Annotated in this window: 7 protein-coding genes and 3 pseudogenes; all 10 read left to right on the top strand. The window is 32.2% G+C overall.

The features are described 5' to 3' along the window. Positions 1–11 precede the first annotated feature (11 nt). Positions 12–452: a 3-hydroxyacyl-ACP dehydratase FabZ gene (fabZ, locus tag HSX44_RS03635; protein ID WP_275602344.1), complete on the top strand. Its 441-nt coding sequence runs from the start codon at positions 12–14 to the stop codon at positions 450–452. Positions 453–497: 45 nt separating this feature from the next. Next, the gene (locus HSX44_RS03630) at positions 498–3,428 is read left to right on the top strand and encodes an FAD-dependent oxidoreductase (protein ID WP_275602343.1); all 2,931 of its coding nucleotides are present in this window, start codon (positions 498–500) and stop codon (positions 3,426–3,428) included. 891 nt (positions 3,429–4,319) lie between these two features. Beyond that, the gene (locus tag HSX44_RS03625) at positions 4,320–5,867 is read left to right on the top strand and encodes a proton-conducting transporter transmembrane domain-containing protein (RefSeq protein ID WP_275602342.1); all 1,548 of its coding nucleotides are present in this window, start codon (positions 4,320–4,322) and stop codon (positions 5,865–5,867) included. Then, positions 5,852–7,195, top strand: coding sequence for a signal recognition particle protein (ffh, locus tag HSX44_RS03620; protein WP_275602341.1), 1,344 nt, complete (start codon positions 5,852–5,854; stop codon positions 7,193–7,195). The genes HSX44_RS03625 and ffh overlap by 16 nt, the downstream gene beginning before the upstream one ends. Positions 7,196–8,357: 1,162 nt before the next feature. Further along, complete coding sequence (gene elbB / locus HSX44_RS03615) at positions 8,358–9,053, top strand: isoprenoid biosynthesis glyoxalase ElbB (protein ID WP_275602340.1); 696 nt, start codon at positions 8,358–8,360, stop codon at positions 9,051–9,053. A 119-nt stretch (positions 9,054–9,172) separates the two neighbouring features. Then, the gene (locus HSX44_RS03610; RefSeq protein ID WP_275602339.1) at positions 9,173–9,538 is read left to right on the top strand and encodes a hypothetical protein; all 366 of its coding nucleotides are present in this window, start codon (positions 9,173–9,175) and stop codon (positions 9,536–9,538) included. Between the two features lie 1,004 nt (positions 9,539–10,542). Next, a pseudogene (locus tag HSX44_RS03605) lies at positions 10,543–11,041 on the top strand (4-hydroxy-3-methylbut-2-enyl diphosphate reductase); the annotation flags it as partial. 395 nt (positions 11,042–11,436) lie between these two features. Continuing rightward, entirely contained in the window at positions 11,437–12,711 is a 1,275-nt protein-coding gene (locus HSX44_RS03600) for an APC family permease (RefSeq protein ID WP_275602436.1), read from the top strand. Positions 12,712–12,741: 30 nt separating this feature from the next. Next, positions 12,742–14,029 (top strand): annotated as a pseudogene (locus HSX44_RS03595) (APC family permease). 503 nt (positions 14,030–14,532) lie between these two features. Next, positions 14,533–14,815, top strand: a pseudogene (locus tag HSX44_RS03590) (aspartate-semialdehyde dehydrogenase); the annotation flags it as partial.

Raw genomic sequence — 14,815 nt, 5'->3', positions numbered from 1 at the left:
TTTCAGGTACCATGCAGTTTAATATTAGTGATATTATAAAAATACTGCCACATTCTTATCCATTTCTCTTAGTAGATAAGGTGATAGAGTGTAATCCTGGTAAAAGTATAAAAGCGATCAAAAATGTAACTTTCAATGAGCCATTTTTTGTTGGTCACTTTCCTGGTTATCCAATAATGCCAGGAGTCTTGATAGTTGAATCTCTAGCTCAAGCATCTGCAATATGTGTTTTGAGTAAAGAAAGTCGAAGCACAGTGAAAAATAAAGTTGTTTACTTTATGTCCATTGAAAATGCAAAATTTAGGAAGCCAGTTACTCCAGGAGATATATTGATTCTTCAGGCTACTATTAAAAATGCACGTTTAAATGCGTGTAAATTTGAGTGTGCTGCATATGTTAGTGAAAAAAAGGTTGCAGAAGCAATAATTTTAGCTATGTTGCAGAGTATATAAAATTTTCGTCTGTAAAAAACAGTGTATACACTGCATAATATAGCAATGCAGCTAAATTTTAACATTTCGTTTTCAAATTTATATACCCGCGATGGATTAATAAAATTAGATAAAACATTTTTAGATTACATCAAATCATGCAATGAAAATTTATTTTTTTCATTGATTGAAGCGAGAAAAAAAATAGCTTCTTCTTCGAAGTCACTCAGATTGATTTCAGCTAACTCTCCAGTGTCATCCCAGTGTTCCTTGACACTAGAAGCTAAGAGACAACTAGTATCAACTATACAAATGACTGATAGTCAACTAATTATAGACCTTTCATATTTACTTGATGAATTTATCACAAAGCTTTTTAACATCGAGAAAGAAATAGAAGAGCTGAGAAAAAAGCATGATGACTTTAATGTAATATATAAATGTAAAAGATCATTTGTTCAGCGTTATGCATTGAATAGATATGCTGATATAGCGAGTATTGACATTGATTATGTTACTAGTGAACTAAATCGCTTTTTCACTTTACCGATAACAGAGAAAAACTTTGCCGAACAGGTGATATTCTGGTTAAAAGATAGAGAAAATCATGAAAAAGAAATAGAACTTGCGGCACAATATGCAGCGTGGAGAGTGAAAAATAAACAGAGTATACTTTTTAGTATTCATAGAAAAACTGACTACGAAAATCTTGTATCATTTTCTAAAAAGAAAGTAGAAGAAGTTGAGGTGCTGTATTCAAAAAAAATAAAAAGACGATATGGTTTTGACCTAACAAGTGAAAAGGTAGACTTGAGCAAGGGATTAGATAATGCTCACTATTGCATATTTTGTCATAAGCAGAATAAAGATAGCTGCTCTAAGGGGTTAACTAATGATGATAAGACATTCAAAGCTTCTCCACTTAAAGTCGAACTACACGGTTGTCCACTGGAGCAGAAAATATCAGAAATGAATCTGGTAAAAAGCAAGGGGTACAGTATAGCTAGCCTTGCAATTGTAATGATAGATAATCCACTATGTGCGGCTACTGGATATAGAATATGCAATGACTGTACAAATTCATGCATATATCAAGAAAAGCAAGAACCTGTAGACGTACCGATGATCGAGACGAAAATTTTGGATGACGTGCTTAGTTTAACATTTGGTTTTGAAATATATTCTTTATTTAGTCGTTGGAATCCTTTAAATTTTCAGCGGCCACTACCAAAAGAAAACACTAGCAAAAACATTCTAGTTGTGGGTCTTGGTCCTGCAGGATTTAGTTTAGCTCATCATTTGTTAAACGATGGGCATAACGTTATTGCTATTGATGGATTAAAGATTGAACCTTTGATGGATAGTTTTGAGCTGATTAAAGATTTTAAACATGAAAAATTAAGTAAGCGTTCTGCCGGTGGGTTTGGTGGAGTAGCAGAATATGGTATTACTTCTCGGTGGAATAAGAATTACTTAAAGGTTATCAGACTATTGTTGGAAAGACATAAGAATTTTGCCATTTATGGAGGTATTCGCTTTGGTGGTACAGTAACTGTTGATGACGCATTCAATTTAGGGTTTGATCACATTGCACTAGCGCTTGGCTCTGGTAAGCCAAGAATGATTAAAGTAAAAAATGTATTAGCTCGTGGAGTACGCATGGCATCAGATTTTCTAATGTCATTACAGCTTACTGGTGCCCTTAAATTTGATTCTATAGCGAACCTGCAAGTTCGTATGCCGATAGTTGTTATAGGTGCAGGACTCACTGCAATTGATACTGCCACTGAAGCTTTATCATATTATCCAGTTCAAATAGAAAAGTTTCTTCTTCGCTATGAAACATTGGTTGATAAATACGGAAAAAACTACATTGAAAGGGACTGGACAGAAGAGGAATATGAAATCGCAGATGAGTTTATATCGCATGCACAATTGATTCGAAAAGAGCAAAAATTAGCAAAAAAAGAAAATAGGGAAGCAAAAATATTAGAGTTAATGCAGAACTTTGGGGGAGTAAAAATTATATATAGAAAACATCTGAAAGATTCGCCAAGTTATCGACTAAATAGTAAGGAAGTGCAAAATGCATTATTAGAAGGGGTTTACTTTGTTGAGAATCTAGAGCCGGTTGAAATTGTAACAGATAAATATAATCATGCAGAGTCGATAAGACTGAGAGATATAAAATCTGGAGAAATTAAGCATATAAAAGCGCGCTCTATCTTTATAGCAGCAGGTACTGAACCAAATATAGTTCTTGCAGAAGAAGATAAAAAAAACTTTAAATTGAGCAATGGGTATTTTACTCATCTAAATTCATCAGGGAAAGAAGTAGATCAAATATTTTCTCCTAAGATGCAAGATAAAGATAGAATATTAGTATATAATCAAGGTGGTAAAACGATTAGTTTCTTTGGTGATCTTCACCCTTCGTATAGAGGTAGTGTTGTAAAAGCTATGGCAAGTGTTAAGAACGGTTATCCTATTATTTCTCATCTTTTGAGTGGAGTTGATGCTCCTTTAACTCAGGTTTCAGCTTCGTGTACACGATTGTATGAATGTTGTAATGTAAGAGTAACTCTTACAAAAAAAGGTATCATCCAAATGACAGGTACTGAGATTCAGAAAAAATTTGGAGACCAAGCTCACGAAGAATTTTTCAACAAGATCAAAGAGCAATTTACTGCAAGGGTTATAAAAGTTCAATATTTAACTAATAAAGTGCTGGAAATAGTGATCAAAGCACCTCTTGCTGCAAAAAATTTTCAACCTGGACAGTTCTTTAGGTTGCAGAACTTTGAAACCAATAGTAGGAAAACTAACCTTGCTATGGAAGGCATAGCTGTAACTGGCACTGAAGTAGATAAGAAAAAGGGAATTATTTCTACGATTGTTCATGAAATCGGTGGTTCCACTAGTTTATGTAAATATCTCAAAGAAGGTGAACAAATAGTTCTTATGGGTCCAACTGGGTGTCCTACTGAAATTTATTAGATCTATCTAACATTAATTGTACTGTGATGTGTGTTATTTATTAATAAATTTATGTTATGATAATCTTTTTATTAAGATAATATTGTGGCATATTACTTAGTACTTATCTTTCTAAAGTAACAATATTACTAAGCAAGGGTAATAGTGCGTTTTTAGCAAAAGATAAAGAAGGTAATAGAATAGATCTCATAGCTGAGAGTAGTGCAAAAAAGGAAATTTTCTTTCTGGCGTTGATAAATGTTGACTGCGTAAACGTTGTTATGTGGAAGACTTATAGTAAGGCTATTTTTTCATAGTAGGGTATTAAGTGTGCTAGATGAGTGTAATGTGATTATCTGTTTGGGTTGACGGTGAAAATGTAAGGAAACCGTCAGTATTCTGTATGGTCCCTTAGAACATGACATAGAAGAATATCAACATTGCTGTGCAGTTTTCTTCATTCTAGTGCTAGTTAGAATGCACAATTATCAGACTGCTATTACTCAGTACTTCTTCACCTATTATTCTAGCATACGTGTATTATTAGCAACTTTATGTTGCAATAACCATTTTAATATAGATAACGTAAAATTAAGAAAATAGTTGACTTTACGCTAGTGATAAAAGGGTAATACTAAACTTTGTTTTAAAAAGTAAATAATTTACTAATTCTCGTGCATAAATTTAAAATGAATTACGCATGAGTATAGTACTATAGAGTGAACATGTTATAGTGAAGCTTACCTCACTGTTAAAACTGCCGGTCAGATTAGATCTAATCTGACCGGTTTTTCCATAACTCTAATATGATTATATGATAGTTAGTTTAATTAATAGTTAAAAGGCGATTGCATAAAGATTGATTTTTGTCTATTCATTTAGATATAATAAACCATGTTAGCTTAGATCATTGTGCAGTTTTATAAACTTTCACTGTTACTTCTTCTAGCTATATTAATAAGTATAGTATTAATGCTACCTGAAAGGTTGGGTGCAACATTAAACTGGTCTCATCCAGTTCTGAATTTTAATTTATCTTTTCGCGTCATATTAATATCTTTTTTGTTAACTGCATTTCTAGTTGTTCTACCAGCAAATAACTTGAGCTTTTCAGAGATGCTATCTTCATTTGCTTACACTGTTAGTTCATTGTGTGTAATATTATCTAAGCAGGTAATATTGGTTATCATATTTTGTGAATTAATGGCCATTAGTGGATCTTTTATTATTGCTGGTAGTAAAGATAATGGGCCTGCGGTAAGATATGCTTGTATACACTTTTTTGCTGGAGTTATGTTAACAGCAGGATTGGCAATTCAAAATTCTAATCTAGTAATAATAGGTTTACTAATAAATTGTGCTTGTTTCCCTTTCTCGTTTTGGGTTGTTGATGCATACCCTGCTGCATCGTTACATGGTACTGCATATCTTTCTTTATTTACCACTAAAGTTTCTTTTTTAACTATGCTTTTACACACTTGTATCATGCATACTGAAACTTTAGCGTTTTTGGGTTCTATAACTGTAATTTATAGCATTATATTTGCCTCTCTCGAACAAAATATCCGTAGATTTTTATGTTACGGTGTTATAGGGCAGATGGGTTTGCTTATTATTGCAGGAAGCTTGCTTAGCTCTTCGGAAAAAGCAGTACCAATTTTAACGCTGCACATAATCTTCTCTCTTGGTTACCAGTCATTACTATTTGTAGTTGCTAATTCAGTTATTTCACAAACAAAAATGGTTAGTTTCAGTGGGTTGAGCAGACTTATATCAGCCGAAAGTATGTGTTCTTTAATTGCGGTACTTACAATGGCTGGATTTCCTGGAACTGCTGGGTTTATTAGTAAGTCATGTATTGTAGCTGAAATTGAAATGAATGGTACTGGTTTAGAGTTGTACAAAAATTTGTACAAAGCTCTAAATTTATCACTTTATTTAAGTGTAGGACTCAAGTTTCTCTATTATACATTTATTGCTAAAAGCAAGTTGAAACTTTCGGGGAAAAGGGATAGTAAAATAGCAATGACTGTTTTAGCGNTTATGTGTGTAATCACTGGTAATCCTTACTTACCTATTTACAATAAATCTTTGATCTTTAACTTTGTATATAACACAGAGAATATTTGGTCGCAATTTAATTTGCTATTATATACCACCTTGTTGTTTATTCCTTTGCATAAGTTCTTTTTGCCAAGAATGAATTTTAAAATGGATGTTGATTGGACTTTCAGAGCTCTTATGCCCTATATTGTTCTATTGCTTAATAAATTAGTTTTTAAAGTAAAGAAAACATCTGCTAGCATGCTGCAAAACTTGACTGATTCACTTATTGGTTTATGCTTTAATAGTGCTACTAAACTCGAAGAAGTGCTAAATTATAACTCAGTGAGTTTTGTTTCTGCTTTTTCTCTTTTTTTAATGAGTGTTCTACTAATGCTATTATGTTTAAATCATTAACTGAAAATTTGAATTCTGTATTTAACAAGCTTAAAGGGAAATCAATCATTTCTGAGGATGATTTTAATCTTGCTATGCGTGAGGTACGCATAGCCCTAATTGAAGCTGATGTTTCTCTTGAAGTTGTCAAAAGATTTATTAGTGATATTAAAGATAAAGTAGTAGGGGAGCAAGTCATAAAAAGTATTTCTCCAGTGCAAATGATAATTAAAATTGTGAAAGATAATTTGGTTGCAATTCTTGGATCAAAGAAAAGCGAATTAAATCTAGCAGTTAAGCCTCCTGCTGTGATCATGATAGTAGGTTTACAGGGTGCAGGTAAGACAACTACTTCAGGAAAGCTCGCTTTAAAGCTAAAAAGACAGAAGAAAAAAATAATGCTTGTTTCTTTAGATGTTTACAGGCCTGCTGCTCAGAAACAGCTTGAAGTGCTTGGAAAACAAATAGACGTACAAACTTTACCTATAGTAGTGGGTGAGGGGCCTATTGCAATTACAAAAAGAGCACTGGCGGCGGCAAAAAACGATAATTATGATGTGTTGATACTAGACACTGCAGGTAGGCTTCATATCGACAACAGTATGATGAATGAGTTGAAAGCTATAAAGGAAATAACTTCACCTACAGAAGTTATTTTAGTAGCTGACGCAATGATTGGCCAAGATGCAGTGAATATTGTCAAATCATTCAATGAAAAAATAGGTGTAACTGGTATTGTTCTTACACGTGTTGATGGTGATGCTCGTGGTGGTGCCGCCCTTTCTATGAGAATGATAACTAATTGCCCAATTAAGTTTATTGCTTGTGGTGAAAAATTAAGCGACCTTGACGACTTTTATCCCGATAGAATAGCAAGAAGAATACTTGACATGGGTGACGTTGTTTCGTTGGTTGAAAGAGCTGCTGAGATAGTTGGTCAAGAAGAAATTAATAAACTGCAAGAGAAAATAAAAAAAGGTAGATTTGACTTAAATGACTTAATAAGGATGCTAAAAACCCTAAAAAAAATGGATGGTATCAGCAATATAATGAGATTCATCCCAAGCTCGTTCACAAAAAAATTAGGCAGTGGAATACCAGATGATGGCAGAGTGAAAAAATACATAGCTATTATAAATTCGATGACTAAAAAAGAAAAGCGAGATCCAGATATTTTAAATGGTAAGAGAAGACTTAGAATTGCCAAAGGTTCTGGAACGAATGTAATGGACATCAATCTTTTGATTAAGCAATATGATCAAATAAACGCAATAGTTAATAAATTTGGTAAAATTGATCACAGTAAACTCAAAGAATCTGATTTAATAGACATGCTAGGTAGGAAATAGAGCAACTTTTTTCAAAAAAATTGCATTTTAATAGCTTACGTAACAAGGTTATTTAAGGCTGATGCTTTTCGCTATATCTCTATACTTTCTCGGAACTTGGATACCTACTTAAGAAAATTTCGATGCACTTTATTTCACTTTTTCGTTAGCCTTTTCTTCTACTTTTTTGGTTTATTTTTATCAGTGGCATAATTGCAGATTAAAATTTGTTCATAGACTTCTTGAGTATTTCTATATCTTTTCTGTGAGTACTAGTGTTCTTTTTCATGAGCTTTTCTGAAGAACTTTGAATAGTTTCATCCTTTGTTAGCCCATTTTATAATTAACTGTTGCTTTTTATTTGAAACATGTCTATTATTCTTACCATTCTGATTACGCATTTTTATATAATTGATCAAAATAATTCTTTCTTTTTTAAGTTTCAGCTTTAGGGATTTTATCAAGTATATTTTCTCTATAAAATGTTTAGTTTCTTTTCCTCTGTTAATTGCTTCTTCTTTTATTTCGTCTTTATGTTTATATGTAACTAACCCAATACAGTTCTATAGTGCTATTGTTAAAACAATCTTGCTAAATACTGTATGCTTCACTATCTAAGTAATACATCAGTTATTTTTTTCTTATTGCTAATAAACTATTAATGTACTTATTAGTGTTATAAATGCTGCTTCATGCTGCTTTCTCCATAGTTTTTTTGAATTAACAATCATCGGTTATACTTTAAAATTTTGAATTTTTCTATCATTGTCCAATCTTTATCAACTTATTTAGCTAGTTTTTTGAGTTTTTCTTTTTCTGATGGTTCTTCTAATATAGTTTTTAAGAACCCATCACTTTTATTATTGCTTAATAAATTAATTATATCTTTCGCTTTAGTTAAAGCTAAATCTTTTAGGTCTGTATTCTATTCAGAAGTTTTTTTGTTGCTTCTTTTAAATTGTTATTTTCTTAAATAAGTTTAATTAAATCTTGGGTAAAGTACTTATTGTTGCCAGTATCTGTTATGCCACCTTGTACCGTATTTAGTTTCTGTTAGTTATAAATATAACTAATTATACATAATGATTATCAATTATATTTGAGTTAATATAAAATAATTACCTCTTTCCAAATATAGAATTTGTATTACAATACCATAGATTATATAGAGATAAGGTATTCTATGAGTGAGAAAAAATTAAAAGCTGCTGTAATTTTGTCAGGGTGTGGTCACCTTGACGGCACTGAAATAAGGGAAGGTGTCTTAAGTCTGCTGGTTCTTGATCAACAGGAAGTTGAGGTTAAATGTTTTGCGCCTGATATTGATGTTACACAGGTCATGGACCATAAAGCAAAAGAAGCAGTGAAAGAAAAAAGGAATGTACTTGTAGAAGCAGCAAGAATCACGAGAGGTGAAATATATGACCTAAAAGAAGCAAAAGCTGAAGATTTTGACATGTTAGTTGTACCTGGTGGATATGGGGTTGCGAGGAATTTGTCTAATTTGGGTGAAAACAGAGATGCGGTAACAGTACTACCTGAATTTGAAAGATTAGTTTCTGAGTTTTTTATTGCAAAAAAACCAATAGGAGCAATATGTATATCTCCAGCAATAATTGTTTTTATTTTAAGTAGTAGGATTGGTAAGGAAAAGAATAGAATTAAGGTAACAATAGGAGATGACAGGGAGAAATTGATAGAAAAGCTAGGTGGGGAGCATATAAAGTGTGATACAGAATTATCAATAGAAGATGAAGAGCATAATGTATTTTCCTGCTCTGCTTATATACGTAGTGACGAAGGTACGTATTCTGTATATCAAGGAATAAAGCACATGATTGATGGTATGGTAAAAAAGTTAACAAAAGGAATTAAGTAGCTGCTTAGATTTCTTACGCAACAACTAGTTGTTGAATTTTGTGCTTTGGGGTGTATTATAGCTAAATGTAATTAAAATATGCATAGTTTTTTTAAATAGTAAGTGTAAAGGTGGTCTATATGTCAGGTGATTTGTGGGATTTTCTTGTGGATGTTCCTAGTGAAGGTTATGTAGTTGAAAGTTCATACTGTACGAGCGGTAAGTGTAATTATTATACGGGAAATATAGACCCAAATAATATTTGGGAGTTTGATTTGATTTCTCTAGATGGAAAGGCAACAAGGAAAGTTGGAGTTGATGTAATTAACTTTTCTGAGCCAAGAGTTCGTTTTAGTATGGACGAAAGTGGTAAAAAAATCAATTTAGATATTGCTCCTGAAAACTGCAAAATAACAGAGGATGGATTTCTTTGTATCGATAAGGATAAACAAGATTATAGACTTAATTTTTTGATAAAGAAAATACAGTTTACATCTCAGGTGTGACATTTAAATATAGGTGCTATTTTATTTATAGTATTTTTAGCTACATGTGCAAGCGGTCATTACTCCGATGTGTGTATATTATGAAGCTCATTAATGAAAATTGGTACTGTGTACCTTGAGTCAAGTATAGTTAACTCTTTTATAGATGATGCTATATTTGCATCTTTGTTATGTTTACTTTGTTTTTCTGCTGATCAATCTTACCTTTTATCAAATATACTTTTATGTTTGCTTTTCTGTCTGTTCTAATCTGTTACTGTTGTACTTAGTAATTTTCTTATCTTACTACTAGAAGTAGCTTCTCGTAATAGTCTGTTCTCTAATACTTTTCCTTTATTCAATATTAAAATTACGTTGTGAAATATCCCATTGTTATCTCTACTGTAGCTACAGTTTATACAATATGCGTAGGGGTTACAGCTATTTTATAACTCTGGTAGGCACTGCGATCTAGCTTTATTTACATATGCTTTAATTCTGGCAATGTTTTTATCATCTATGTTTAGTATAGTCAAGCACGTGTGAAAACAAATTTACTATGAGGGTATATACGTTTTACGTTCTCATAAAAATTTATTCAGTGCACACCGGTATTTTTTGTTATCAATACCTTCTTTGAGATTAAGTACCTTTTTATCTAGGTAAATTTTTTTTCGAAGTAAGTATTTTGTACAAACTTTCATATTCAAGGCCATTTAAAATAGAATACAGTTGTATTATTATAATCTCTGGTTTTCTTTTTTACTNTGGTATATATAATGAATGACGTTGTTGATATGGTTGTTGTTATTACTACTCTATTTCTATCCAGAATGTTGGTCTATCTGTTCGTTTTGGGGAGTGCTCTTTCTTAAATCTTCTGTAGTGTCAAACTGATTAAACGTCAAAGAAAATATGTGAAAAATGACTATTATATAAAATATAAATAATGGTACTATAAGATATGATGAGCGAAGCTTATTTTTAAGCAATGTTTGCTTGCATACCAATCTAATTTGGAAAAAGTGAAAATTATTTTATCTGAACCGCGCGGGTTTTATGCAGAAGTTAAAAGAGCTGTAGCTATATTAGGCTATTGTTTTTAAAAAAAATAAAAATGAGCGCCGAGTTTATGTTCTACATTAAATTGTTTAAACAAATATATAGTGAAGAACTTTTTAAGAGACAGTAGTTTTTGTAAATAGTGTTGAGGATATTGATAAATATAGTAGAATATTGATTTTCAGTGCATACTGAGTGCAAAAAATGTAGAAGAGGAGGCGAAAAAAAAGGGTATTTAAGTGATTGATGCAACATGTCTCCTAGTTAATAAAATGCACAAAGAGGCAAAAAGGTATGAGGATAATGTAAAGAATTAATTCTGATTAGGCATGAAACTTACCCAAAGGCTAAGGAAATTAGAGGAAGAGTAAAAATCCTATTGCTTTAGTGCAAACCATAGAAGATGTACCCGATTTAAAGGTTAATGATCTAGATAATTTATCTTACGTCACACAAACCTCTTGTTAGATCTGTGTACTGCGAGAGGGAGGAGAGTTTGTTTGAAGGTTTCAATTATGTCAGGTGGTATTACTGAAAGTGTTTAGTTTAAAATATTAGATTTAATATAAAGTACATCTTGCTTACTAAACTCTGATTATTGTGATAAGTGTAAAAGTTATTGATAGTCAGGTGTTCTTAGTTGAAGAGCAAAAGTTAAGTATCTAGAATCCTAAACAATAAGATTTCCTGTATGAAGATGAAATTAAGTGTGCACTTTTGCGCTGCTTGCAAATAAATTTTTTGCTGAGTTTGATTTTTTGATAAAAAAGCCTAAACATGAACCAGCTACTGAGCAACAGAATGACTTGCACGAATGGCAGAAATTGTTAATCTATTTACTAAAATCAGAAAACATTGTGTCAGATAAAATGGGTTTTTTGGCTGTTTTTGCCTTAGTCGTCAGTAGTCAAATTGGCTCGGGAATTTTCATGCTTCCAATTAGCCTAGCTCCATATGGCATGTATAGTCCTATAAGCTTGATGATATCAGGATTTGGCGCTATATCTCTTGCTTTGGTTTTTGCTTTGCTCTGTGCAAAATTTCCAAGAACTGGTGGTCCTCACGTTTATGTAAAACATGCCTTTGGTTCTACAGTGGCTTTTTTTGTTGGTTGGACGTATTGGATAAGCTTATGGATGAGTTCAACAGCTGTAACAATTGCAAGTGTCGGTTATCTAGCTCCTCTTTTTCATAATAATATACAAAATATACGTTTGCTTTTAGAGATGGCATTAGTTTTAGCTATTATGCTAATAAACTTGAGAGGGGTAAATACTGCTAGACGTGTTGAACTTTTATTAACCGTCATTAAAATTGTTGCGCTGCTTGTAATACCTGTGGTAGCGTTGTTTTTTTTTGATAGAAATAACTTTATAATAAGTGAGGAGATATCAAATTTTACAACATCGCAGATTCTTGCTCATTCTACACTTCTTGCTCTCTGGTGTTTCATTGGACTTGAATCAGCAACAGCATCTGCAGGATCTGTTGATAATCCAGCTAAGACGATACCAAGAGCCATAGTACTTGGTACAATCTGTGTTGCTATTATATATTTTATTAATAATTTTGCAATTATGGGACTAATAAGTGGTAGTGAACTAGCTGATTCAAGGGCACCATACGTTGATGCAGTAAAAATTATGTTTCCAGGTAATTGGCATGTAATAGCTTCTGTTGTTGCTTTTATTGTTTCTGTAAGTAACTTAAATGCTTCGTTCTTGACTGATGGACAAGTTGTCTTAGGTCTTGCAAAAGATAAGTTAATGCCAAAGCTCTTTGCTAAAAGAAACAAGCACAATGCTCCTTTTTATGGAATAATACTCAGTACTTTAGGAGTACTAGTTTTGCTTGTTCTAACATCAAACAAAAATTTTGCTGAGCAAGTAACTTCAATAATTGATATCTCTATGGTTTCGTTCTTATTTATCTACTTGATATCTAGTTTTGCCTTTCTTAAGGTTGCTATGCAAGAGAAAATATATTACAAGTTACTGATTGGAGGCGTGACTATACTTTTTTGTTGTTGGATAATATATGAAATTCCTATCAGTACATTGTTAATGTCAAATTTATTCCCCTTAAGTGGCACACTTATTTATTTATTTTGGTACCGCAAGTCTATAAGGTGACCATTTTTTCTAATGGAACGAAGAAGTATTGTGTCAAATAAAATAGGTTTCTTAACTGTTTTTGCTTTAGTTATTAGTAGCCAGATTGGTTCTGGAGTTTTTATTCTTCCGATTAGCATTCCACCATACGGTATTTATAGCCTCATAAGTTGGCTAATATCATGAGCTGGTGCTGTCTCTCTCGCTTTAGTATTTTTACTACACTATGTACAAAGTTTCCAGAGACTGGAGGTCCTCACGTTTATGCAAAACATGTTTTTAGTCCCACAGTAGCATTTTTTGTTGGTTGGACTTATTGGTTAATCTCCTGGGTTAGTATAACAGCTCTAGTAATTGTAGGTGTCGGTTATCTTATACCACTTTTTTATGAGGATATTCAAAATATACGTTTGCTTTTAGAGTTACTATTACTTGCAATTATTACGTTAGTGAACTTAAGGGAAATAACTACTGCTGGATGTGTTGAGCTCCTGATTACAGTTATAAAAGTTTCTGTGTTGCTTGCAATACCTGTGGTAGCGTTGTTTTTTTTCGATAGAAACAACTTTATAATAAGTGAAAAAATCTCAAATCTTACGATATCACGAATTCTTATACGTTCTACACTCCTGACTTTATGGTGTTTTATTGGAGTTGAATTGGCAACAGCACTGCAGGATCAGTAGATAATCCAGCTAAAACCATACCAAAAGCTGTAGTACTTGGTATAATCTGTGTTGCTATTATATATTTTATTAATTGTTTTACAATTATGGGATTAATTAATGGCAATGATTTAGCAAATTCAAAAGTACCGTATGCTGATGCAATAAAAATTATGTTTTCTGGTAATTGGCATTTGATTATTTCTGTAATTGCATTTATTTTCTGTGTCGGCAGTTTAAACGCATGGGTTTTATCCAGTGGACAAGTTGCTTTTGGTCTTGCAGAAGATAAACTTATGCCACAGTTTTTTGCTAAAAAGAATAAGCATGGTTCTCCTTTTTTGGCAGTAATAATTAGTTCAGTTGGAACTGCAATTTTGCTAATTCTTACTTTAAGCAACGATTTTGCTAAGCAAATTACATCAATTATTGATTTTTTTGTAGTTTTGTTTTTACTTGTTTACCTTACATGCAGCCTTGCTTTTCTAAAGATTATTATAGAGAAAAGAAATTATTACAAACTTTTAATCGGCATTGTAGCAACAACTTTTTGTTGTTGGGTGATACATGAGATTCCTGTGAACACTTTGCTAATCTCAAGCTTATTTACTGTAAGTGGTATACCTCTTTACTTATTTTGGTATCGCAAAGTTTCTGCACAATTTGATAGCTAGAACTTTAAATGATCGATATTCATGTTTTTTTCTTCTTTGTCCACTTGTTTGGCATTACTCTTCTTAAGCTTGTTCTGCCTGCTTCTTCTATATATTTATTATTTATGTGAGTCTCATTTTTTGCTTTACTGAAGTGATCTGTTTGTAATCTTAGTTTATATGTTTTTCTTTTAGGTGTAGAAATTTTTGCTAAAAACTTTCTTATTGCTGGTATTGATTTTGAGAAGCCTCTTGGTTTTTGAAGGTTGTTGTTCTATTTTTGCAAGCTGTGTTTTAATAATTTTTAAAGAGCGTTTTGGATTGTTGATTCATTAATTTTTTTAGTTTTTTGAGATATAGCTGATACAGATTTTACCTTAGTTTCATTATATCCTTTACTCATCTCTTGCTTTATTGTGTAATAATAACTAAGTTACAATTAGTTTCAAGGTAAAGGTATTAAAATGATTGTAAACTTTATTAGTAAGAATGTAATATGCATTTAAAGTTAGAGGTTTATCTGTATGAAACATAAGATTGCTGTTGTTGGAGCAACCGGAAGAGTAGGACGTGAGGTACTAAGTATACTAGCTGAGTTTCAGGACAAAAAAAAATTTTCAATAGATTTTGTTATTGCATTTGCGTCTAAGAAATCAGAAGGAAAAAAGGTAAGTTTTTGTGATGAAGAATTGACTGTTTCATGCCTTGAAGGCTATGACTTTGCTGGGGTTAATATAGCTATTTTTTGCGCTGGATATTATGTTTCTGAAAAGTACGTACCAGTTGCAACGAAGGCCGGGTGCATCG

It is taken from the genome of Wolbachia endosymbiont of Onchocerca gibsoni, from assembly GCF_029169405.1.
Classification (GTDB): Bacteria; Pseudomonadota; Alphaproteobacteria; order Rickettsiales; family Anaplasmataceae; genus Wolbachia.
The sequence above is the reverse complement of the archived record's forward strand: the minus strand, read 5'-3'. Positions and strand labels throughout refer to the sequence as shown.